Source organism: Collimonas fungivorans Ter331, from assembly GCF_000221045.1.
Taxonomy (GTDB): Bacteria; Pseudomonadota; Gammaproteobacteria; order Burkholderiales; family Burkholderiaceae_D; genus Collimonas; species Collimonas fungivorans_A.
In genome coordinates this window covers 1,788,072-1,811,533 of the sequence record NC_015856.1, presented here as the reverse complement: position 1 = coordinate 1,811,533, position 23,462 = coordinate 1,788,072, and the positions used below count along the sequence as shown (strand labels likewise).

At 60.6% G+C, this 23,462-nt stretch carries 20 protein-coding genes and 1 pseudogene; 16 read left to right on the top strand and 5 right to left on the bottom strand.

Translation table 11 applies throughout. The annotated features are described in order from the left end of the window. Positions 1 to 88 precede the first annotated feature (88 nt). The 3 genes from CFU_RS07935 to CFU_RS07920 all read left to right on the top strand — a co-directional run bounded on the left by CFU_RS07935 (position 89) and on the right by CFU_RS07920 (position 2,682). Positions 89 to 484 (top strand): MerR family transcriptional regulator, encoded by a 396-nt coding sequence (locus tag CFU_RS07935; RefSeq protein WP_014005518.1) that lies wholly within the window; start codon positions 89 to 91, stop codon positions 482 to 484. A 17-nt stretch (positions 485 to 501) separates the two neighbouring features. Continuing rightward, entirely contained in the window at positions 502 to 906 is a 405-nt protein-coding gene (locus tag CFU_RS07930) for a carboxymuconolactone decarboxylase family protein (RefSeq protein ID WP_041741517.1), read from the top strand. A gap of 504 nt (positions 907 to 1,410) precedes the next feature. Beyond that, positions 1,411 to 2,682, top strand: a complete 1,272-nt coding sequence (locus CFU_RS07920; protein ID WP_014005516.1) for a hypothetical protein — start codon at positions 1,411 to 1,413, stop codon at positions 2,680 to 2,682. 93 nt (positions 2,683 to 2,775) lie between these two features. Here CFU_RS07920 and CFU_RS07915 read toward each other — a convergent pair whose 3' ends face one another. Then, positions 2,776 to 3,723, bottom strand: coding sequence for a LysR substrate-binding domain-containing protein (locus CFU_RS07915; RefSeq protein ID WP_014005515.1), 948 nt, complete (start codon positions 3,721 to 3,723; stop codon positions 2,776 to 2,778). Positions 3,724 to 4,194: 471 nt separating this feature from the next. On the opposite strand from CFU_RS07915, the gene CFU_RS07910 reads away from it, so the two are divergent. The 7 genes from CFU_RS07910 to leuA all read left to right on the top strand — a co-directional run bounded on the left by CFU_RS07910 (position 4,195) and on the right by leuA (position 12,002). Then, entirely contained in the window at positions 4,195 to 6,216 is a 2,022-nt protein-coding gene (locus CFU_RS07910; protein ID WP_148264785.1) for a hypothetical protein, read from the top strand. Next, positions 6,216 to 6,815: a hypothetical protein gene (locus CFU_RS07905; protein WP_014005513.1), complete on the top strand. Its 600-nt coding sequence runs from the start codon at positions 6,216 to 6,218 to the stop codon at positions 6,813 to 6,815. Before CFU_RS07910 ends, CFU_RS07905 begins: the two co-directional genes overlap by 1 nt. 213 nt (positions 6,816 to 7,028) lie before the next feature. Next, on the top strand, positions 7,029 to 8,327 hold the full coding sequence (locus tag CFU_RS07900; RefSeq protein ID WP_014005512.1) for an MFS transporter: 1,299 nt from the start codon (positions 7,029 to 7,031) through the stop codon (positions 8,325 to 8,327). A gap of 46 nt (positions 8,328 to 8,373) precedes the next feature. Continuing rightward, on the top strand, positions 8,374 to 8,823 hold the full coding sequence (locus CFU_RS07895) for a GNAT family N-acetyltransferase (protein WP_014005511.1): 450 nt from the start codon (positions 8,374 to 8,376) through the stop codon (positions 8,821 to 8,823). A gap of 94 nt (positions 8,824 to 8,917) precedes the next feature. Then, a complete protein-coding gene (locus CFU_RS07890; protein ID WP_014005510.1) occupies positions 8,918 to 9,244 on the top strand; it encodes a hypothetical protein in 327 nt (108 codons plus the stop codon). A gap of 362 nt (positions 9,245 to 9,606) precedes the next feature. After that, on the top strand, positions 9,607 to 9,744 hold the full coding sequence (locus CFU_RS23750; RefSeq protein ID WP_014005509.1) for a DUF3096 domain-containing protein: 138 nt from the start codon (positions 9,607 to 9,609) through the stop codon (positions 9,742 to 9,744). 551 nt (positions 9,745 to 10,295) lie between these two features. Continuing rightward, positions 10,296 to 12,002 (top strand): 2-isopropylmalate synthase, encoded by a 1,707-nt coding sequence (leuA, locus tag CFU_RS07880; protein ID WP_014005508.1) that lies wholly within the window; start codon positions 10,296 to 10,298, stop codon positions 12,000 to 12,002. Between the two features lie 250 nt (positions 12,003 to 12,252). Here leuA and CFU_RS07875 read toward each other — a convergent pair whose 3' ends face one another. Beyond that, positions 12,253 to 12,870 (bottom strand): FMN-dependent NADH-azoreductase, encoded by a 618-nt coding sequence (locus tag CFU_RS07875; RefSeq protein ID WP_014005507.1) that lies wholly within the window; start codon positions 12,868 to 12,870, stop codon positions 12,253 to 12,255. Between the two features lie 187 nt (positions 12,871 to 13,057). Here CFU_RS07875 and CFU_RS07870 point away from each other — a divergent pair, with 187 nt between their 5' ends. Beyond that, the gene (locus CFU_RS07870; RefSeq protein WP_041743127.1) at positions 13,058 to 13,981 is read left to right on the top strand and encodes a LysR substrate-binding domain-containing protein; all 924 of its coding nucleotides are present in this window, start codon (positions 13,058 to 13,060) and stop codon (positions 13,979 to 13,981) included. Between the two features lies 1 nt (position 13,982). On the opposite strand, the gene egtB is transcribed toward CFU_RS07870, so the two are convergent. Together egtB and egtD are read right to left on the bottom strand one after the other, a co-directional pair. After that, a complete protein-coding gene (gene egtB, locus CFU_RS07865; protein WP_014005505.1) occupies positions 13,983 to 15,200 on the bottom strand; it encodes an ergothioneine biosynthesis protein EgtB in 1,218 nt (405 codons plus the stop codon). Between the two features lie 26 nt (positions 15,201 to 15,226). Further along, entirely contained in the window at positions 15,227 to 16,189 is a 963-nt protein-coding gene (gene egtD, locus CFU_RS07860) for an L-histidine N(alpha)-methyltransferase (RefSeq protein ID WP_014005504.1), read from the bottom strand. A 284-nt stretch (positions 16,190 to 16,473) separates the two neighbouring features. On the opposite strand from egtD, the gene CFU_RS07855 reads away from it, so the two are divergent. Then, positions 16,474 to 18,270, top strand: coding sequence for an ABC transporter transmembrane domain-containing protein (locus CFU_RS07855; protein ID WP_014005503.1), 1,797 nt, complete (start codon positions 16,474 to 16,476; stop codon positions 18,268 to 18,270). 22 nt (positions 18,271 to 18,292) lie between these two features. Then, positions 18,293 to 19,405, top strand: coding sequence for an NADH:flavin oxidoreductase/NADH oxidase (locus CFU_RS07850; RefSeq protein ID WP_041741512.1), 1,113 nt, complete (start codon positions 18,293 to 18,295; stop codon positions 19,403 to 19,405). A 32-nt stretch (positions 19,406 to 19,437) separates the two neighbouring features. Here the strand turns inward: CFU_RS07850 and CFU_RS07845 are convergent, their stop codons facing one another. Beyond that, positions 19,438 to 20,400: a LysR family transcriptional regulator gene (locus CFU_RS07845; RefSeq protein ID WP_041741511.1), complete on the bottom strand. Its 963-nt coding sequence runs from the start codon at positions 20,398 to 20,400 to the stop codon at positions 19,438 to 19,440. A gap of 233 nt (positions 20,401 to 20,633) precedes the next feature. Here CFU_RS07845 and CFU_RS07840 point away from each other — a divergent pair, with 233 nt between their 5' ends. The 3 genes and pseudogenes from CFU_RS07840 to CFU_RS07830 form a co-directional block, all read left to right on the top strand. Next, complete coding sequence (locus CFU_RS07840; RefSeq protein ID WP_014005500.1) at positions 20,634 to 21,248, top strand: TetR/AcrR family transcriptional regulator; 615 nt, start codon at positions 20,634 to 20,636, stop codon at positions 21,246 to 21,248. A gap of 69 nt (positions 21,249 to 21,317) precedes the next feature. After that, positions 21,318 to 22,475 (top strand): iron-containing alcohol dehydrogenase, encoded by a 1,158-nt coding sequence (locus CFU_RS07835; RefSeq protein WP_014005499.1) that lies wholly within the window; start codon positions 21,318 to 21,320, stop codon positions 22,473 to 22,475. Positions 22,476 to 22,565: 90 nt separating this feature from the next. Further along, positions 22,566 to 23,462: pseudogene (locus tag CFU_RS07830) on the top strand (NADP-dependent oxidoreductase); the annotation flags it as partial.

Here is a 23,462-nt window from a genome sequence, read left to right as displayed (position 1 = left end):
TTTGGCGGACCATTGCGGTGAACAAACTGCAGGGCTGCGATAATAAACGCTTGACCTAGAGTGCACTCTAACTTCTAAACTTTATTCCATGGCCACTTCCATCACGATCCAGCAAGCAGCGACAGCCACCGGACTCAGCATCCACACTTTGCGCTATTACGAAAAGATAGGCTTGATCGATCCTGTCCCAAGGCAAAGCAACCAGCATCGCCTGTACCGCCAGGAAGACCTGAACTGGATCGCATTCCTGCTCAGGCTGCGCGCTACCGGCATGTCGATACAGCAGATGCTGCGTTATGCCGAACTGCGCAGGCGGGGAGACCGGCTTGCCAGCGTGTCAGAGCGCAAGGCATTGCTGGAGCAGCATACGGTTGCACTGGAAGCGGAACTGCTGGAACTGCAGGAAACGCTGGGCATGCTGCGCGACAAGGTCGCCCTGTATGCCCGCATGGAACAGCAGCTGCAGGCCAACCACCACGAATGACTCACTTGGAGAAACACATGGAACAAAGCACTTATGAAAGAGGTTTGCAACGCTTGAAGGAAGTCGACGACATCGCCGGCGAAAAGGTGATCGACAGCCTGGCCGATATTTCTCCCGACCTCGGGCGCTACGTCATCGAATTCGGTTTCGGCGAAATTTATTCCCGCCCCGGCCTCAGCCTGCAGCAGCGCGAACTGGCGACGGTGGCGGCGCTTACCGCAATGGGCACAGCCCAGCCGCAATTGAAGGTACATCTGGCGGCGGCCCTGAACGTTGGCCTGTCGCGCCTGGAAATCACCGAAACGATCATGCAGATGGCGCTGTATGCAGGGTTTCCGGCGGCATTGAACGGCATGTTCGCGGCGAAAGAGGTATTTGCCGAACACGACGAGCTGGCCCGGCGCCAGGAAAACACACAATAAAAAATGTGGCCGGGATCATTCGTGATTCCGGCTCGCTCCGTTTGATCAGGACGGAGCTGCACGATTTTCCATATATTCCCAGAATGATGATCCGGAAAAACCTGCCATGTGAACACCCGATAAGGTGTCCGACTGTCAGGCCACGCGGCCATGGTGGTGGCCATCACAACACGAGCACGCATTGAACTCTGCTGTGACTGAAGTCTAAGGGAGCAGCGCCGCCCGCAGGAAATACTGATTCTGGATAGGGCTATAAGAAAAAACGATAGCCCGCCTGCCATCGACAAACATGCTCGTCCAGGCAATCGAAATTTCCATTCGTTTTCCCCGCTCTGTTATCCATGCCAACGGTTTCCTCGCCAGGCTCGCGCAGGCAGGCACGGCTTCGCACGCACAGCCATAAATGGTCAGGAATCCAGGCGCCAAGCTCCGTATGGTGGATCAGGAACAGGAAGGTCGCAAGACTCCGGTTCTTAAACATCCACCAGATAACAGGAGTAATCCATGGAAAAGCTCAATGCACCGAATGTCGACAAACTCAAACTTGACAAGGCAGTCAATGAATTCACGATGGCGCGGGACCTATGCAATCTGTTCGATACGGATCCCTACTTAAGCGCGACGGCGAACCAGATCGCCGCCTGCGCGTTGAACATCCTGAATTCCGTCAACCAGCAGATTGCTTCCGGGGACCAGCAGAAAATGGCGACGCTCATGAACGCCGCCAAAGCCGCCTATGTCGCTGAAAGCAAGCTGAAAATGTGGACCCCAGGCGTCAGCACCCTGCTTGGAAGTTCGGACCAGCCGTTTACCGTCGCGAAAAACCACATCGCAGCGATGTGCGCAGACAAAGGCAAACGCGATCCGAAGATCATTGGCGAAATACTTCGCCTGTTTGGCGGAGTCGCAGAAAACCTCCATCTCGACCCCAAAGCCGTTCCAGCCGGTCACTTTACCTCAGCCGCGCTCACGCTGGCCGTGCCGACCGCGCCAGCCGACAAGCCGGCAACCGTGGGCTGGGATTTTTTCTGCAGCACGCGTCCGGCATACCGCACCACGGCCTACGGCAACATGGCGTTCGACCGCAAGGCGAGGCAGCGGACCACGCCGCCAAACTTCAACGCCGCGACCATCGAGAAAGAAGTCGCGGACGTGCTGGGGCTTGACTACCAAAATGTCAGAACGGGCAATACATTCTTCCGCCCCCTGCTGCCGGGCGATATCGTGCGTGCCATCGACAAGGTCCTGGGCCTGCCCGAAGGCGCGTCGATTTCCGGCACCACCTCGGATACGATCTGGGCGGTGGAAGTCATCAGCAACTTCCTCAACGGCCAGGGAAAATCGTTCGACCCCAATATCCTGCTGCTGCCGCTGGCCGCGATTGTTACGGGTTACCACCATACCGCGCTGGAAGTCGGCCTGGCCATGACCATCAATGGCTACATCACATACCAGCCAGGCTTTTACACCAGTTTCCAAACTAGCGAAATGAGCAAGACCGCCTGGGGAGCGCGGATTCACGCCATCCTGGCAAACGCTGAAAACGACGGGAAAAACCTGCTGATGCTGATCGCCACCGATTCCACGCCAAACGCGGTATATGCGGCGAGGAGCGAAGACGATAAGAAGAAATTCAGGAAAGCCGTCACGCTGGATTTCGACGGCTACAAAAAGTGGTACGGCCTGGCGCAGCCTGCCACGTCGTCGCCCTCGTCTTTCCCGGTAACGTTCTCGGTCAAGAGCATCAATGACGCAACCAACGGATTGCTGAACTGAGGCAGGACGCGAAGACCAGGCGCCGGATTGGCAAACCGGCGCGGTCGGCGAGATGCGGTCGGCGCCATTCAGGTTTCCATGCCCACAAGGCGATCAAGGCCGCGCTAGAATTTTCGCATGCAGCCATTGTCCGCTGCGGCACAGCTCGTCGGTCACCTCCAGCACCAGCCGCTCCACGGCAGCCGCCGCCGTGGTCAGCGGAATATTCTTCGAGGCGCACAGGGTCAGCGTGCGCGACAGCTTTTCGCCGCTGATGGCGCTGATGGAGTAAGCGCTCATCTCGCCGCGCTTGATTTCCGGCAGCAGCGGCGCTACCGGCAGGATGGTGGCGCCGATGTCGGCCAGGATGGCCGATTTCATGATCGTCACCGAACTGATTTCGACCACGTTGTCGAGCGTCAGGCCGGCGGCGCGCGCAACGCTTTCGATGCGCGGCCGCACGCCGTGCTGCATGCCGGGCAATATCAGCCTGGCCTTGACGGCGCGCGCGAATGTGATCGAACGGCGCGCGCTGGCATACCGGGAACCGCTGCGCGTGATGAACATCATTTCCTCTTCCACCAGCGGCGTGGTGGCAAACGCAGTCAGCTGGCCATCGTTGAACAGCACCGCCAGGTTGATGCGGCCGGTCTTCAGCTGCTCGATCAGGTTGCCGGTCAGCTCCTCGGTCAATTGCAGCGAAATATCCGGATAGCGGGCGCGCATCGCGGTCAGCAACGGCAAGGCCAGGATGCCGGAAGCACTTTGCGGGATGCCGAGCGCGACAGTGCCGGCCGGCTTGTCGGTGGACTGGGCGACGGCCGACCTGGCGTCGGTCACCTGTTTCAGGATCGCTTGCGCATGTTCGTAGAAAATCTTGCCGGCATCAGTAGCGATCACCCCTTGCGCCGAGCGATGCAGCAGTTGCGCCGCCAGTTCATCCTCCAGCTGCTTGACCTGCTGCGTCAAGGCCGGCTGGGCGATATGCAAGACCCGCGCCGCGCGCGACAGCGAACCGTGGTCGACGATGGCGACAAAATAGCGCAGTTGGCGCAACTCCATGAAATAGGAACCTCAGTGCTGTGGGTGAATCCGCTGAGTATAGTTGAGTTCATGGCAATCAGACGCATTTCATCCCGGTTCCGGCACCGCCGAATTGCAATCCTGCCATCGCCTTCAGCCCCTTCAGTCATGCACAGTCAGGCAATGTGCACCCTGCACAATCAAACACTTAGCAAGCGCCCGCAGAATCCAGGCAAATCGATATAAATAATTTCAGCAAAGCATGTCCCCTTTTTTCTTGTTGACGGGCAATCCTAATAAGAGACCGGCGAGCACCCGCACAGCCTGCCGTCTCCCGCTTCCGTCGCCTGGCCGCAGCCCGACGCACAGGCCAAATATCGCAAGCCCTTGATGAAGGAGGAATCCGGATCCACCCACGCCAACAGCACAGCGCAGGTTTTTGCAGATGAAAGGCTTATCCGTCATTTCGATTACGCGAAAACCGTCATTTCTATATCACTGAAAGTTCCTATGCATATCAAATCCTATCTGTTCAGTCTTGGATCTAAAAGAATAACGCAGGCTTCATTACCGGTGATCCTTGCCGCAACCCTCAGCGCCTGCGGCGATGGCAACGGCAATGGCGGCAATCTCACTACTGCCCAGGCAAAAGCCGCTTCCCCGCAGGCCCAGGCGCAATCGCCGGCGCCGCAGGCAGCAGCCGTTCCTCCTGGCTTGTATTTCAGCGAAGTGGCGGCGAACTATCGCGGAACGGCGGGAGTCAGCTGGGTCGAAGTATTCAACAATTCACCGGCAGCGATTCATTTGAACGACTACCGCTTGCGCGCCAATGGGCTGGACAACGCCAGCAAGGCGCTGAGCGCGAATCCGGTGACATTCGACCTGCCGAAGATCGATATCCCGGCCGGCGGCTATTTTGTCCTTGCCGGCAAATCCTCCACCTATCTCAAGGACACAGGCAAATCGGCTTACATCCTGGCCTCGGTCGCACCGCAGCCGCCGGCCACCGGAAGCAACCGCACATACCTGCCGTACTGGACCGACAAGGCCGGTTTTGTCGAGCTGGTGACCGTCGCCGACAGCAAGACAGTGGACTTTGTCCGCTTCGGTAGCGAAGCCGCCAAGCCGACCACGGCGGCCGCCTGGAACGGCGACAATGCAGCCGCATTTCCCGTCTTGCCGAACTTCGTATCAGCCAGGACGCTCGATCCGCTCGACAACTTCGATCGTTCAATCGTGCGCCTGAGCAGCGACTTCAGAGCCAGCGCCGGCAAGAGCGACTGGACCCTGGTGCAGTTCCCCACCCCGGGCGGCCCTAATGACGTGCCCGCCGGCACGGTGGACAGCGACAATGATGGCATTCCGGACACCGCCAAAGTCGCCGGCGGCAAGTTCGCCGGCCTGGACCTGTACAGCCTGGGCGCGCGCAAAGGCCAGAAAGACCTGTTCATCCAGGTCGACTACATGACCAGCACGGATCCGGCCTTGAGTCCGCGCAAGGAAGCATTGCAAAAAGTAGTGGCGGCATTCCGGGCGCACAACACCCAAGTGCATTTCGACGCCGGCAACCTGTTCAACGCGGCGCTCGCCCCTGCAGATTTCAATTTGTCGGGCGACGTCAGCCGCGCGCAGGTGTTTGACAAATGCACCAACACGCCTGACGACCCGCAGGACGCAAACTGCGGCTCCCTCTACCAGTATTCCAGCGGCTCGCTCGATGTCCGCCGCAAGCCGGTGTTCCGCTACATGCTGATGGCCTCCTCGCAGAAATCCGACGGCAGCTCAGGCAGTTCCGGCATCGCCGAACTGCCTGGCAACAAATTCCTGGTGACGCTTGGAAAATGGGGATTCAGCGGCCTCGACCTGACCGTCCAGAAATACAAGAATCTCTTGATCAATTACCAGGCCGGCACCATCATGCACGAATTCGGCCACACCATCGGCCTGCATCACGGCGGATTCGAGGACGCCAATTACAAACCCAATTATTTCAGCATCATGAACTACCTGTACCAGCTGGACGGCTTGCCCACCAACCCGAAAGGCATGGGGCCGACCCAGCGCTGGTATCACACCATCAATACAACGAACCACGTGGCAGTGCCGGGATATGCAGCCGATGCCATGCCGTCCAGCGCGCTGGACGACGGCCCCATGACCAACAGTTTCAGGATCGATTACTCGAATGGCTCTGGCGCCAACCTGAACGAAGCCTCGCTGCTGGAGAGCGACAATATCGGACGCGGCCATGACGCCGGCGCCTACGGCGACTGGAACTACGATGGCGTGCAGCAGGCAAAACGCTATCGCATGGACCTGAACGGGTCCGGCGCAGGCATCCTCAGCGACAACGACGACTGGAGCAAACTGCAGCTGGTGCTCAATTCGCATAGCGATCCGCTGCCAGGCTCGGCCCAGTCGAAAGCCAGCAGCAGGACGGCCAGCCTGCCGGTGCTCGGCACGCTGGTCAAGGAAGATGCGCCGCCGGCCAGCCTGCTCAGGGACCTGGCGAACATGAGGTCGGCGCGCTAATGGTTGCCTTGCCGCGCTCCTTCAGGCTGTGCCTGTGCGGCGCCCTGCTGCTCGGCTGCGCCGCCTACGACACAGCCGCGCCGTTGCGGTTTGACGGCGTTCCTTTCGAGGCTCAGACGCTGCTGGCCGAGCGCCTGGATGTCGCTGCCGACGGCGCACTGGTGATCGATCTTGGCAAACAGGAACCGGCAAGGATAGCGCCGTGGCCGGCTGCCTTGCCCGGGCATCTCGGTGCGCAATACGTCACGCTCCGCCGCACCATGCATCCGGCCGGGGCGATCCAGTCGCTTGATTTGCGTGCTCCTCGCGCCAAGACGCCCTGGCTCAGGATGACAGTCAACGGTCCGTTCCATCGCGAACTGCTGCCTGGTTACTTCCTGGAGCGGGACGCCGGCGGCAACATCCGCATCGACGGCCCGGCGGCAGCACAGCCGGTAGAACTCGACAAACCGGTCAGATTGCGCGAGCGGGCCGGGCACTGCTGGCAGTTTGTCCTGCTCGAGGCGCGGATACCGCAAGCCACTCCCGGCATTGCCCAGGAAACCGAGCCGCGCGCGGACTGGTATCTGCGCGATGATCTCGGTTGCCGCAAACGCTGAACCAGATGAACCCGCGCAGCTCAAAACTGCGCGGGTCACATCGTTCCCCTCCAATCATCCGCTTGCAATTCGAGGTCTTCCCCAGACCGTGGCCGACGCCAGCGCGCCGTAGCCATTCCATCGTGGTGCAGCTACAATGCATTCCAATCCGGCATCCCGGCCAGGCCGGATTCTTCCCTCGTTTCTTATAATTAAACCAACAGGTAGAGAGACATGTCAGATAATTCAAACACGCCAGCCAGCAGTGCATTCGAAGCCGCAACCTACGCCAAGGTCACCTGGCGCCTGCTGCCCATGCTGTTCCTCTGTTATGTCGCCTCCTACCTGGATCGCGTCAATGTCGGCTTCGCCAAGCTGCAGATGCTCAACGACCTGAAATTCAGCGAAACCGTCTACGGCCTCGGCGCGGGGATTTTTTTCATCGGCTACTTCATCTTTGAAATACCCAGCAACATGATCCTGCACCGGGTCGGCGCCCGGCTCTGGATCGCCCGCATCATGATCACCTGGGGCATCGTTTCCGGCGCCATGATTTTTGTCGACAGCCCAGCCACGTTTTACGTGATGCGATTTTTGCTAGGGGTGGCCGAAGCCGGCTTTTTCCCGGGCGTGATCCTGTACCTGACCTACTGGTATCCGGCGCATCGGCGCGGCAAGATGACGGCGCTGTTCATGACCGGCGTGCCGATCTCGGGCGTGATCGGCGGGCCTTTATCAGGCTGGATCATGAAAGCCATGCCGGGCGTGCACGGCCTGGCAGGCTGGCAATGGATGTTTATCCTGGAAGCGATTCCGTCCTTGCTGCTGGGCATGGTCGTGATCTTTTACCTGCAAGACCGGATCCGCGGCGCCGCCTGGCTGAGCGAGGCGGAAAAGCAGTTGCTGGAATCGCAGATACAAGCCGAAAGCAGCCAGAAAGCGGAAGCTTCGCTCGGCCAGATGTTCGCCAACCCGCGCGTGTGGCTGATGGCGCTGATCTACTTCTGTTTCGTCATGGGCCTGTACGGCGTCAGCTTCTGGCTGCCGACCATCATCAAGGCGACCGGCGTCACCGACACCTTCAACATCGGCCTGCTGACCGCGATTCCCTACGCCAGCGCCGCCGTCGCCATGATCCTGATCGGCCACAGCGCCGACCGCCGGCGCGAACGCCGCTGGCATGTGGCGATCCCGGCGCTGCTCGGCAGCATCGGCCTGATCCTCAGCACAGTATATGACCACAATACCCTGCTGGCGATGTCGGCGCTGACCCTGGCTACCATCGGCATCATTACCGTGCTGCCGCTGTTCTGGAGCTTGCCGACCGCGTTTCTCGGCGGCGCGGCGGCGGCGGCCGGGATTGCGCTGATCAACTCGCTCGGCAACCTGGCCGGTTTCGTCAGCCCCTACCTGGTCGGCTGGCTGAAAGACCAGACCCAGAGCACCAACAGCGGCATGTTCGTGCTGGCGGCGTCGCTGGTGCTGGGCGCCTTGCTGACGCTGTCGGTGCCCAAGCACCTGGTGAACAAATAAACCGCGACTGCCTGCATCGGCTCATATCGCCGACAGAAAGGATGGCATGCAAGCCCTGGAATTCAGAAGCGCCACCACTGCCGACCTGCCGTTCCTGATTGCTCTGCGCCATGCGACCATGAGCGAACACCTGGCGCGCGTCAACGCTGCGCGCGACGAGGCATCGCAGCTGGCCCGCGTGCTGGCCCAGTTCGAACACGCACGGATCGTCGCCATCGGCGGCCAGGATGCCGGCTTGCTGAAAGCTTACCGCGAGCAAGACCGGTGGTATATCGCGCAGATCCAGATCGCGCCGCAATTCCAGGGACAAGGGCTGGGCCGGGCCATCATCGAGAATGTGCTGGAGCAGGCCGCCCGTGAGCAATTGCCGACGGCGCTGAAAGTATTGACCGGCAATCCGGCAAGGCGCCTGTACGAAGCGCTCGGCTTCAAGGAGATCAGCCAGGAAGATGCTGAACACCTGATGGTCTGCTGGCCTGGCCAGCGCGGGAAATAAAAAAACAGCAAAGTGCTTGCATTCGGGATCGGCTTGGACAATAATTTAAATGAGAATCATTACTATTTAAAACCAGCCGAGCAAGGAGCATCTGATGAACGGTTCACGCAATGCGGCGGATCCAGCCGCAGCCGAGGAATATCGCACGCCGCCTGAACTCTTGATCTCGGCGGTGCTGCATCTGATTTCTCAATACAATATGCACAACCTGGCAAACGACGCCTGCGTGCAGTCGGCCAGGACGATTGAACGGCATCTGCGCACCCTGTCCGACTGGCCGGAACTGGCGCCGGTGCTGCGCGCCACCTGCCAGCAGTTGTCGGAGCAATGGACCGCGGTAATCGAACGCGCCTTGCCCAAACAAAAGACCGAGCGTTCGGCATTTATTACGCGCCTGATTTCAGGCACCCGCGCGCTGTAGCGCCCTATTGATTTAAGGCAGTTTCAGCAGATTTGCGAAACCGCCGACGGATTCCCCGGGAAGGGAGTAAATCCGTCTCTTGTCCGGCCTGGAATGGTGATCGCCAACGACCTGCCCGTTGCTGACGATGACCGCCAAGTTCCAGCTCGGGTACCTGACGGAGTGTGTGTCCTTATCGGCATTAGCCAACATTGCTGCAGTATCTCCTCCTGCCGCAGTGGATAGCCAAGCCGTTTTTTTCCCGCCAGAATCAGTGCAACTCCTACGCTATCGGGCGACATTGTCCTACACAGGAATGAGTGCCGGCGACGTACCATCGAGTCAGCAACACAGCTATTCCCTACTCGAAAAAAGGAGCGCACATGATTACCAGCCTGCACCTGACCCCCATCGTTTCGCTGATCGCCGGGGTATTGATACTGGCGATTCCGCGCCTCTTGAACTACATCATCGCCCTGTACCTGATCGTCATCGGCCTGATCGGCCTGTTTGGCCGCTAACAACGCCCTGCGGCGGCCATATCTGCACGGATTCCGCTATATTTTCCGCCATGCGGCAAGCGGCGCTTGACAAGATCCGGCTTTATCTCATACATTAAGTACATGTTTTCCACACGCATCCAATCCCGCTCCCTACTGCACATTGCCGGCGCCCTGCCAGCGATGCTGCTAGTGCCGCTACTAGCGCTATCGCTACTACGCGCACTATGATCTCGACCCCGTTCTGACGGGGACGCAACTGGCAACAAAAGCAACACCGGTGCCAGTCAAGAAATCAACGGTAGTAAAACTGAGATTCCTGAGTTTCCAAGACGGAATCCCGATTTTAAAGAGCACGATCCCATGCAATCCCAGCCAATCCGCTTTACCTTTTTTCGCCACAGCAACGCGCTCGATATCTTGCGCTTGCCGACCCTATCCCTGCTATCGCTAGCGATCGGTTGCCTGGCCTCGCGTTGATTTTCGAGTGGCAGTCAGGCAACCCTCCCGCCACCGCACCATTCCGTTTCATTTTTCTTCAGCACAATCACTAGCTCCAAGAGAGGCCTACCATGATGTTGCACAACCCTGCTGTCAAATATCGCCCGTTCCCGCCGATTCCATTGAGCGACCGCACCTGGCCCAACCAGGTCATCAGTGCGCCGCCGATCTGGATGAGCACCGATCTGCGCGACGGCAACCAAGCCTTGATCGAACCGATGGATGCCGACCGCAAATTGCGTTTCTTCAAGTTGCTGGTGAAGATAGGCCTCAAGGAAATCGAAGTCGGTTTTCCCTCCGGTTCGCAGACCGACTTCGATTTCGTGCGCAAGCTGATCGAAGAAAACCATATCCCGGACGACGTCACCATCATCGTCCTGACCCAGTCGCGCGAAGACCTGATCCGCCGCACCGTGGATTCGCTGCAGAACGCCAAACAAGCGATCGTCCATTTGTATAATCCTATCGCTCCCGCATGGCGCCGCATTGTGTTCGACAAGAGCCGCGACGAAGTCAAGGAAATCGCCGTGTCCGGCACACGTTTGATCAAGGAACTGACCGACGCCCGCCCGGAAACCCAGTGGCGCTACGAATATTCGCCGGAGACATTCAGCATGGCCGAACTGGATTTCTCGAAAGAAGTCTGCGACGCCGTGGTCGAAGCCTGGCACGCAAGCCCTACCCGCAAAGTCATCCTCAATTTGCCGACCACCGTCGAATGCAGCACGCCGAACGTATTCGCCGACCAGATCGAATGGATGCACCGCAACCTGGCCCGGCGCGACGCCACCATCATCAGCGTCCATCCGCATAACGACCGCGGCACCGGCGTCGCCGCCGCCGAGCTGGCCGTGATGGCCGGCGCCGACCGGGTCGAGGGCTGCCTGTTCGGCAATGGCGAACGCACCGGCAACGTCGACCTGGTCACATTGGCGTTGAACCTGTACACCCAGGGCGTCAACCCGGGCCTCGATTTTTCCGACATCGACGAAGTGCGCCAGTGCGTCGAAGACTGCAACCAGATTCCGGTCCACCCGCGCCATCCGTATGTCGGCGACCTCGTGTTCACCGCCTTCTCCGGTTCGCACCAGGATGCGATCAAGAAAGGCTTCGCCGCGCAAAAAGCCGACGCCATCTGGGAAATCCCTTACCTGCCGATCGATCCTGCCGATCTCGGCCGCAGCTACGATGCCGTGATCCGCGTCAACAGCCAGTCCGGCAAAGGCGGCATGGCTTACCTGCTGGAACAGGAATACGGCCTGGCCATGCCGCGCCGCTTGCAGATCGAATTCAGCCGTGCGATCCAGAAAGCGGCCGACGCCACCGGCAAGGAAATCGCCGCCAGCGACATCTACAACATCTTCAAGCAAGAGTACCTGGACAAGCAAACGCCATATGTGTACCGCGGCCACCGCATGAGCGAAGACTCGAGCCAGGCGCAGCCGGTCAGGATCGAAATCGACATCGTGCGCGACGGCCAGGCGCACACCTCGAGCGGCCACGGCAACGGCCCGATCGACGCCTTCGTCAACGCGCTGGGACTGGACATCAAGCTGATGGATTTCCATGAGCACGCAATCAGCGCCGGCGCCGATGCGCAAGCCGCCAGCTACATCGAACTGCGGCTGAACGACGCCCCTACCGGCTTCGGCGTCGGCATCGACGCCAATACCCTGACCGCCTCGTTCAAGGCGATCCTGAGCGCAGTCAACCGCCAGATTGAAATCGCCGGCCAGGCCGCCAACCAGGAAATCGGCGGCAACGCTGCGGCAGCCTAGTTTTTGTTTAGCCGGTTGCCGTGGCGATCACGCGGCAACCGTTCCGGTGCAGCCTGGGCATTACCGTGCCCTCAGCAGCCGTAGGGTGGGCACCTGTGCCCACGCGGAACGCTGGTTATTCCAGGAGTGAATTCAGCGTGGGCAGAAATCTGCCCACCCTACCAAGTGCAAGGCACCGATTGCCGCTATCAGCAGCAGACGAAAAAAAAACCGCTACCACGTAGCGGTTTTTTCATTTCTGCCCTGTCTTTCAGGCCATCGCCACTGCGCTGGTCAGATCGCTGATACGCGCACGAGCTGCTGCAAAACCGGCTTCTTTCGCTTCAGGACTGTAAGCAAGGCCGTCGGCGCGAACCACTTCGATATCGGTAATCCCGAGGAAGCCGAACACCAGTTTCAGGTAGTCTTCATGAGCGATGCCGGTAGGGCCGCCGGCATGCTTGCCGCCTGCAGTCGACACGATCACGACGCGCTTGCCTGTGGCCAGGCCTTCCGGGCCCTTCTCGCTATAACGGAAAGTAACGCCGGCGATACTGATCTGGTCGATCCATGCCTTGAGCTGGGTCGGCACGCTGAAGTTGTACATCGGCGCACCGAGCACGATCACGTCGGCGGCCATGAATTCGTTAAGGATCGCTTCGCTGAGTTCCACTTCCAGCTTTTGCGACAGATTGCGTTTTTCCGCAGGCGTGCCCTTGGCGGCGAAGGTGGCGCCGCTCAAATGGGCGGTGACGTCTTTGCTAAGGTCGCGGTAAGTCAGTTCAAGATCGGAATCCGCTGCTTGCAGCGTCGCCACTACTTCACGGGTCAGTTGGCGCGAAGCCGAAGCGTCGCCGAGGATGCTGGAATCAATATGTAAAAGTTTCATGATATATGCCGTTCGATTAAATTAAGAGTGGGTCAAAATCTATAGCGTCCGTAATATCGCGATGCCAACAGAGTTTGATTAACCTGGTTTCTGAACCATTGGAGACATGCTACCCCCTGCTCATAAATAGAACTAGATAGCAAAAATAAGATATATTGTTCTACATACGGAACAATGGATGACTGCCATGCAAGACTTAAACGACCTGTATTTTTTTGCCAATGTGGTGCAGGAAGGCGGTTTCACGGCCGCCGGCCGCAGCCTGGGCATCCCCAAGTCGCGCCTTTCACGGCGCATAGCGGAACTGGAAAGCCGCCTTGGTGCACGCTTGCTACAGCGCAATACGCGCGGCATCGCCCTGACCGACCTCGGCAATCGCTACTACCAGCATTGCCAGGTAGTGATTGCCGCCGCCGAAGCGGCGGAGCTGGCGGTGACCAGTTCGCTGGCGGAACCGAGCGGCACGGTCAGGGTGACTTGCGTGGTGGCGATCGCCCAGTCGGAGGTGGCGACCGCGTTGCCGGCCTTCCTGGAGCGTTATCCGAAGGTGAATATCGATTTGCTGTTTACCAACCGCCGCGTCAACCTGCTGGAAGAAGGGGTGGATGTCGCAGTACGGGTAAGGGCTCTCGAAGACGAAGACCCGAACCTGGCCACCAGGCGGCTGCGCGCCGCTTCCGGCGTGCTGGTGGCGACGCCGGAACTGATGTCGCGCTACGCTGCCCCGCGGCATCCGCGCGACCTGACCAAATTGCCGTTCCTGGGCGCGGTCGAGCGCGACCGCCGGGTCCATCTGATGCTGGACGGGCCCGACAAGGAACGTTTCGAACTAGTGGCGGAGCCGCGGCTGGCGGCGGAAGATTTTTCCTTGCGCAAACGGGCGGCGCTGCACAGCCTCGGCCTGACCATGCTGCCGACCGAATACTGCATGGAGGAGATGGACCAAGGCAGCCTGGTGCATGTGCTGCCGGACTGGAGCACGCCGGCCGGCCACCTGCAAGTGGTCTATCCGACCCAGAGAGGCCTGCTGCCGGCAGTACGCGTGTTTGTCGATTTCCTGATCGAACATCTCAGCAAGATGCGGGCTGCTCCCGGCAACTGCCCGCGCTGACTCAGGGAGTACGTTCAGCGGAACGCGCCAGGCGGATCCCGCTGAACTGCCAGCGCGCGGTCGCGGGGAAAAAATTGCGGTAGCTCAGGCGCGCGTGGCCGGCCGGCGTGGCGGAGGACGAGCCGCGCAGCACATACTGGTTGACCATGAACTTGCCGTTGTATTCGCCTACCGCGCCCGGTAAGGCGACGTAGCCGGGATACGGCGCATAGCTGCTGGTGGTCCATTGCCATGCCACCCCAAAATAATCCGCGGACTGGCTCGCCGCCGCATACTCCCATTCGGCCTCGGTAGGCAGACGGGCGCCGGCCCAGCGTGCATAAGCCTCGGCTTCGAAAAAGGAAAGATGGGTAGCCGCTTCATGCAGGGCCAGCGGTTGCAGGCCTTGCAAGGTGAATTCGCGCCAGGCGGAATCGAATTGCGCATGCGCGCTCTGCCAGTACAGCGGCCGCGTCAGTTTCTGCTGCTGCACCCATTCCCAGCCGGCCGCCAGCCACAGCAGCGGATTGCGGTAGCCGCCGTCTTCCACAAACGCCAGGTACTCGCCATTGCTGACCAGCCGCGACGCCATCGAAAACGATTCGACAAACTGACGGTGGCGCGGCGTTTCGTTATCGAAGAAAAACCCCTGCCCGGCATGGCCGACCTCGACAATCCCGGCCTCGTACGACTGCCATGACAAGGCTGCCGCTGCTGCTGTAGCGGCGCCGGCTTCCACCACCGCATGGGACGCCAGGTAAGGCGGCAGCAAGGGATTCATGGCCAGCAGATGCTTGATATCGGTCAGCATCAATTCCTGGTGCTGCTGCTCATGCTGCAATCCAAGTTCAACCAGCACCGACAGCTGCTCTGCCTGCTCCGGCGCCAGCGTTTGCCCGAGCAAAGCCAGCAGCCGCTGATCGACGTTTTGCCGGTACGCCAGCACTTCGTCCAGGGCCGGCCGCGTCATCAGGCCGCGCTGGGCGCGCGGATGCTGCTCGCCGACTCCTTCGTAATACGAATTGAACAGCACCCGGAAAGCTGGATGGAACGGCTGGAAGCTAGGCTCGAACCGTTCCAGGATGAAGGTTTCAAAAAACCAGGTGGTGTGCGCCAGGTGCCATTTCGCCGGACTGGCGTCGGGCATCGATTGCACGCAGCAATCCTCTGCCGACAGCGGCTGCATCAGCCGGCTGGTCTGGTCGCGGATCGTGGAAAAAGCTTTCGCCAGCTTGTGCATTGCGTTCCTGTCTGGGTTGTTTTTGTTCAGGCGGCCTGGGCATGGCAGACCATGAACCAGTCGTCGGGATCGGTCCAGGTCTGCACGGCGCCGAAGCCTGCCAGCTGCAGCATTTCGATAAATCCCTTGCGCGTGTATTTATGGCTGCTTTCGGTATGGATGCGCTCGCCGCGCGCAAACCGCCGTTCGCCGCCGTCCTGCCAGTGGACGGTGAGCTCGCGCCTGGCTTCCAGATGCATTTCAACACGGTACTGCGCGCTATTGTAGAAAGCGCGGTGGCGCCAGTCGGCGGGCCGGAAATCGGCATCCAGCAAACGATTCACATGATGCAGCAGATTCAGGTTGAACGCCGCGGTGACGCCTAGCGAGTCGTCGTAAGCGGCATCCAGGATCGCCTTGTCCTTGATCAGGTCGACCCCGATCAGCAAACCGCTGTTACTGCCGGCCATGGCCTTGCGAATCCGCCGCAGGAACATCAATGCCTCCAGCGGCGCAAAATTGCCTATCGACGATCCCGGATAAAAGAACTGGCGGTGATGCATGTCCAGCGTCGGCGGCAGTTCCAGTTCGGCGGAAAAATCCATGCCCAGGCAAGTCATCCTGATCTGCGGGAACTGCTGCTGCAGCGCGCTCACCGCTTCCGCCACGAACTGCACCGAGATGTCGACCGCCACGTATTGGCGCGGCTGCAAGCTCGGGAACAGGCGGGCCGCCTTGCTGCAGTTGCCGGCCCCGAGGTCGATGAAGACTGAAGCAGGTCCGACCGCGGCCGCAATCTGCTGTTCGTACTGCGCGAAAATCGCCGCCTCGGTGCGGGTCGGATAATATTCAGGCAGTTCGCAGATCGCCGCAAACAGGCGCGAGCCGAGCACATCGTAGAGGTATTTAGGAGAGGTATGAGCGTGCACGGCCAGCAGGCCGGCTACCAGCTGCTGTTCGATTTCTTCTGGCGCCACGCTGGTTTGCGCCACTTGCGACAATTGAGCCAAGGGATTCTCCTGAGATGGCGCTCGATTGAGGGCCTGCGCTATCGCGCAACATCCACTACACTAGCAAGCTGCCCTTTCAAGCTCAGCATGCTGCACAAAGTATATCGATATTCGATTGACGGTTGAAGTTCCCTTTCAAGAGAATACAATGCGCGGCCGGTCTCTTAACGGATTGCAATACAAATGCAAAAAATATTGGCACAAACACATTTTTCCTACGCATCTTGCGCCAGCGTTGCCAGACCAGGCTTGCAGGCAATTGCACAGCCTCCACTGAAACCGACATGACAACCATAACTTCCAAAGAACCTCAAAAAAGCAGTCTGGGCACGCTCGTCGGGCTGGTTCCCTTCCTGGCTCCGTATAAACGGCAGTTCGTGATGGCCAGCCTGGCCTTGCTGGTAGCGGCCGGCGCCACGCTGGCGATTCCCTATGCGTTCCGGCAGATGATCGACCTTGGCTTCAGCGCCGGCGGCATCCAGGGGGCCAACCATATTGACATGTATTTCCTGGCTCTGTTCGGCGTCGCCTGCGTGCTGGGCGTGGCTACCGCTGCGCGCTTCTACATGGTGTCCTGGCTGGGCGAACGGGTCACGGCGGATTTGCGCAGCGCGGTCTATTCGCATGTCGTCACGCAGAGCCCGCAGTTCTTCGAAACCACCAAGACCGGCGAAGTGCTGTCGCGCATCACCACCGACACCACCCTGATCCAGGCGCTGGTCGGCACCAGTATTTCCATGGCCTTGCGCAACGCTCTGCTGTTCGTCGGCGGCATGGTCATGCTGTTCATCACCAGCGTCAAGCTGAGCGCGATCATCCTGGTGATGCTGGCGCTGGTGGTGCTGCCGATCGTCTGGTACGGCCGCCGCGTGCGCAAGCTGTCGCGCGATTCGCAAGACCGTGTCGCCGATGCCTCGGCGATGGCTGGCGAGATCCTCAACGCGATGCCGACCGTGCAGGCATTTACCCATGAAAGCATTGAAGCGCAGCGTTTCGGGGTCTCGATTGAAAATGCCTTCGGCACCGCGATGCAGCGCATACGCGCACGCTCCGTGCTGACCATGATGGCGATCCTGCTGGTGTTCGGCGCCATCGTGTTTGTGCTGTGGCTGGGCGCGCACGCCGTGGTCCAGGGCCGCATGAGCGGCGGCGAACTCGGCCAGTTCATCTTGTATGCGGCCTTGCTGGCCGGCTCCATCGGCGCCCTGGCGGAAGTCCTGGGCGACGCCCAGCGCGCCGCCGGCGCCACCGAACGGCTGCTGGAACTGCTGGCGGCGCAATCGCCGGTGCAATCGGTGCTGCTGCCGGATACGCTGCCGCCGCGCACCGCGCAAGGCGCGGCGCTGACCCTGGAGAACATCGGTTTCCGTTACCCGTCGCGCCCCGAGAGCGCCGCCCTGTCTGCCTTGTCGCTAGACATCCGGCCGGGTGAAACGGTCGCCGTGGTCGGCCCTTCGGGCGCCGGCAAGACCACCCTGTTCCAGCTGCTGCTGCGCTTCTACGATCCGCAGCAAGGCAGCATCAAGCTCGACGGCGTCGACATCAAGTATCTCGACCTGCATACCTTGCGCAGCGCGATCGGCATCGTGCCGCAAGACACCGTCATTTTTTCCGCCAATGCGATGGAGAACATCCGCTACGGCCGGGTCGGCGCCAGCGACGCCGAAGTCATCGCGGCCGCGAAAATGGCGGCCGCCCACGAATTCATCGAACGCCTGCCGGAAGGCTACCAGGCCTTCCTCGGCGAGCGCGGAGTGCGCCTGTCGGGCGGCCAGCGGCAGCGTATTGCGATTGCCCGCGCGCTGCTGAAAAATCCGCCGCTGTTGCTGCTGGACGAAGCCACCAGCGCGCTCGACGCGGAATCGGAACGTGCGGTGCAAGGCGCGCTGGAAGCGGCGATGGTGGGCCGCACTACCCTGGTCATCGCCCATCGCCTGGCCACCGTGCAGCGCGCCGACCGCATCATCGTGCTGGAGCACGGCCATATAGTTGAAACCGGCAGCCACGCCGAACTGGTGGCGCAAAACGGCTTGTACGCAAGCCTGGCGGCATTGCAGTTCAACGGCCTGGCCGACGCATGAACCAACCCACAGGAAGAACAACATGACCTTTTTATTTTCTCCGCTGACGCTGCGCAGCGTCACCTTGGCAAACCGGATTGCGGTTGCCCCCATGTGTCAGTATTCGGCGGAAGACGGCTTCGCCAACGACTGGCACCTGGTGCATCTTGGCAGCCGCGCGGTCGGCGGCGCCGGCCTGATCATTTTCGAAGCCAGCGCGGTGCTGCCGCAGGGCCGCATCTCGCCGCAGGATCTCGGTATCTGGAAAGACGAGCACATTGCGCCGTTGCGCCGCATCACGCACTTTATCGAGCAGCAAGGCACGGTAGCCGGCATCCAGCTGGCGCATGCCGGGCGCAAGGCCAGCGTCTGGCGTCCGTGGGAAGAACAGCAGGGTCGGGTCCATCCCGACCAGGGCGGCTGGCGCACCGACGGTCCGTCGGCGATTCCGTTCGACACTAACTACACCACGCCCAGCGCGCTCACCGTCGACGGCATCAAGGGTGTCGTCAAAGCGTTTGCCGACGCCGCGCTGCGCGCCCAGCAAGCCGGTTTCAAGGTAGTCGAAATCCATGCGGCGCATGGTTACCTGCTGCACCAGTTCCTGTCGCCGATCAGCAATCATCGGACCGACCAGTACGGCGGCACGTTTGAAAACCGCGCGCGCCTGGCGCTGGAAGTGGTGGCGGCGGTACGCCAGGTCTGGCCGGAACAGCTGCCGCTGCTGGTGCGCCTGTCGGCCACGGACTGGATCGACGGAGGCTGGAATGTGGATGAAACGGTGGCCCTGAGCCGCTTGCTGCGTGAAGCCGGAGTTGACCTGATCGACGTTTCCAGCGGCGGCAATATCGCAGCCGCCGCGATTCCGGTAGGGCCAGGCTACCAGACCCAGTTCGCGGCCAGGGTCCGCAATGAAGCCGGCATCCCCAGCGGCACGGTCGGCATGATTACCGATCCCGGCCAGGCCGAACACATATTGCGCACCGAACAGGCCGACCTGGTGCTGATGGCGCGCGAACTGCTGCGCGATCCTTACTGGCCGCTGCACGCGGCCGATGCGCTGCACGATGTCACTTCATGGGCGCCGCAATACATGCGCGCGACTTCACGCAAATCGCCGCAGCGGCCGAACGTCGACTATAGCGATAACGAATAGCGATAAGTGAGCCGGGGCCGGCTCTGCCAGAATTACGGCGCCGGCTGCCTGGCGCCTGACTTGCCGCTTGATTTGCCGAGGTCGGCCGACACCTCGGCAATCAGGCGCCGCAGCCACACCACGTCCGGCGCCACATGAGAACGCGCATGCCACAGCATGTAGAAACGCATCTTCGGCATATCGAACGGCAGCGTGAACATGCCGATCGGCCAGTCTTCGATGATATGCTCGGCAAACTGCCGGCCGGTAGTGAAAATCAGGTCCGATTTCGCCAGCACATGCGGCACCAGCGCAAAATACGGGATCGTCACCTGCACGTTGCGCTTCAGGCCTTGCTCGGCCAGGGCGACGTCAATCCCGCTGCGGTGCCCTTCAATATAGGGCGTGGGCGCCAGGTGCGGCATTTCGAGGTAGTACTTGAGGGTCAGGCCCTTCTTCGCCACCGGGTGGTCGCGGTGCATCATGCACACCACATCGTCATCGAACAGTTGCGCCAGGTGCAGATGCTCGGGCGGGTCGGGCCAGTTGCCGATCACCAGGTCGAAGCGGCCGTTTTCCAGCGCGCTGGCGTAGTCCAGGTTGGCATCCAGCGCGTGCACCATCAGGCTGGCGCCAGGCGCGCGCCGCCGCAGCTGCTCGATGATGGATGGAATCAGCAGCATGTTCAGGTAATCCGGTGTGGCGATATGGAATACCCGCGCCGTGCTGTCGGCCTCGAACGCCGCTACCGGCGCCGCGATTTTTTCTATGACTTCCAGCCCCTGCTTCGCCAGCGCCAGCAACTCCTGGCCGCGTTCGGTAGGCACCATGCCGGTCTTGCCGCGCACCAGGATGGCGTCGCCGGTCAGCTCGCGCAGGCGCTTGAGCGTATTGCTGATGGTCGGCTGCGATTGTCCCAGCTTGATGGCGGTGCGCGAGACGCTTTTTTCCACCAGCAAGGTGTGCAAGACACGCAGCAGATAGGTATCGAGGTGGTGGTTGGTACGCGATGTCATGGGCGGCGCTAGAATTAGTATAGGAATGCGAACGTTTAGACAAAAATGCGCAAGAAAATCGCACAATAAACCCCACTAGCATAACGGATATGCATAAGCATGGGTAGCCGTCGCCTGAGCACGACAGGCGCTACCTCAGGTATCGAATCGGATTAGGCTTTCCATAGGGAAATTACAGTAAAAACGAGCCTCATTAGACGACCGGTCTAATTTTGGATTAGAATGGCTAGACCATGAGAGACAAATACGACACCACCAAGCGCCACATCCTGGACGCCGGACAAAGGATCATCGCCGTCAAAGGCTTTTCCGGCGTCGGCCTCAGTGAAATCCTGAACGCCGCGGCGATACCCAAGGGCTCCTTCTACCACTACTTCGGCTCGAAGGAACAATACGGCCGGGCCCTGATGGAGCAGTACGTCGACAACTACCTGCAGGCGATGGATGAAGTCTTGCAGGTTACGCTGCAGCCGGCGCAGGAACCCGCCCGCGAACGGCTGCTGCGTTACTGGGGCCATTGGCTCGACACCCAGTCCGGCGCGGAAGCGATGGACAAATGCCTAGTGGTCAAACTCAGCGCCGAAGTCTCCGACCTGTCGGACGACATGCGCCTGGCCTTGTGCGAAGGCACGACGCAGGTCATGGCGCGCCTGGCCGACTGCATCGCCGAGGGCATCGCGGACGGCTCGCTGCGGATCGAACTGGAGCCGCAGAAGACAGCGCAGATGCTTTACCAGCTGTGGCTGGGCGCCAGCCTGCTGGCCAAACTCCAGCGCGACCGCAGCGCACTCGAAAACGCCATGGACGTCACCCTCAACATCCTGGCGCCGCCACCAATACCAAACTGAAGCGCGACACCGGTTCGCGCATTTTTTTTACCGCTCCGCCACGAGCGGATCACTTCCCAAGGAAAACACATGCTGAATTTTGAATTCTACAATCCCACCAAGATCGTCTTCGGCCGCGACACCATCGCCAAACTTAACGGCCTGGTTCCCCATGATGCCCGCGTGCTGATCCTGTACGGCGGCGCCAGCGCCCAGAAAACCGGCACCCTGGACGAAGTCAAGGCTGCGCTGGGCAAACGCGAAATCCATGAGTTCGCCGGCATCGAACCCAATCCAAGTTACGAAACGCTGATGCAGGCAGTTGAGCAAGTCCGCGCGCAAAAGATCGATTTCCTGCTGGCGGTAGGCGGCGGCTCGGTCATCGACGGCACCAAGTTTGTCGCCGCGGCGGCGAATTTTGAGGGCGAAGCCTGGGATATCGCCGTCAAGCGCGGCGCCAACATCACCAGCGCCCTGCCCTTCGGCAGCGTGCTGACCCTGCCGGCGACCGGCTCGGAAATGAACAACGGCGGCGTCGTCACCCGCAAATCGATACAAGCCAAGCTGGCTTTCCACAGCCCGCTGGTGTTCCCGCAATTCTCCATCCTCGATCCGACCAAGACTTTCACCTTGCCGCCGCGGCAGATCGCCAACGGCGTGGTCGATGCTTTCGTGCATACCGTCGAGCAGTACCTGACTTATCCGGTGCAAGGCCAGGTGCAAGACCGTTTCGCCGAAGGCCTGCTGCTGAGCCTGATCGAAACCGGGCCGAAAGTGCTGGCCGAACCGGACGACTACGATGCCCGCGCCAACCTGATGTGGGTCGCAACCCTGGCGCTCAATGGACTGATCGGCGCCGGCGTGCCGCAGGACTGGGCCACCCATATGCTGGGCCATGAACTGACCGCGCAATACGATATCGACCATGCGCGCACGCTGGCGATCGTGCTGCCGTCGTTGCTGTCGGTGCGCCGCAACAGCAAACGCGCCAAGCTGCTGCAGTATGCCGAACGCGTCTGGCAAATCACCGAAGGCAGCGAAGATGCGCGCATCGACCTGGCTATCCAGCGCACCCGCGACTTCTTCGAAAGCCTGGGCATCAAGACCCGCCTGGCGGACTATGAACTGGGCCAGGATGCGGTCGAGACCGTGCTCGGGCAGCTGGACAAGCATGGCATGACAGCGCTGGGCGAACACCAGGACCATACCCTGGCCGTCAGCCGCACTATCCTCGAAGCGGCCCTGTAATGCGCAACTGATATGCACAACTGATTTCGCCCATGCCGGCGGGCCGCCGCCGGCGCTCATTCCACTGAAGGAGTCACCCCATGCCACAAAGTAAACCTGTCGCTCGATCCCTACATGCGCGGACGCATGAGCGACGCCCCTTCTTATGCGGCACATGTCGAAATCGGCGAAGTGATGGTCGGCGGCACCGTGTCGCGGGTCGAAACTTCGGAACACGCCGATTACAAGGCCGGAGACCTGGTCCTCAGCTACAGCGGCTGGCAGGATTATGCGCTGTCGGATGGCAAGGGCCTGACCAAACTCGACGCAAAACTCGGCAAGCCATCCTACGCCCTGGGCGTGCTTGGCATGCCAGGTTTCACCGCCTACATGGGCTTGCTCGACATCGGCCAGCCGCAGCCCGGCGAGACAGTGGTGGTGGCGGCAGCCACCGGCGCGGTCGGTTCGGTGGTCGGGCAGATCGCCAAGATCAAGGGCTGCCGCGTGGTCGGCATCGCCGGCGGCGCCGACAAGTGCAAGTATGCGGTGGAAGAACTGGGTTTCGACGCCTGCGTAGACCACCGCGCCGCCGACTTCCCGCAGCAGCTCGCGGCGGCCTGTGACAAAGGCATCGATGTCTATTTCGAAAACGTCGGCGGCGCCGTGTTCAGCGCAGTCCTGCCGTTGCTGAACCTGCACGCCCGGGTCCCGGTATGCGGCCTGATCGCCAACTATAACGCCGCCGGCAAACCGGAAGGCCCGGATCATCTGCCGGGACTGATGGGCAAGCTGCTGGTACGCCGCATCAAGATGCAAGGATTCATCATCTTCGACTACTACCATCGCTACCAAGAGTTCTTCAAGGACATGAGCGGCTGGCTCGCCGCCGGCAAAATCAAGTTCCGGGAAGACATCGTCGACGGCCTGGAGAATGCGCCGCAAGCCTTTATCGGCCTGCTGGAAGGCAAGAACTTCGGCAAGCTGGTGATACGCGTTGGCGACGAATAA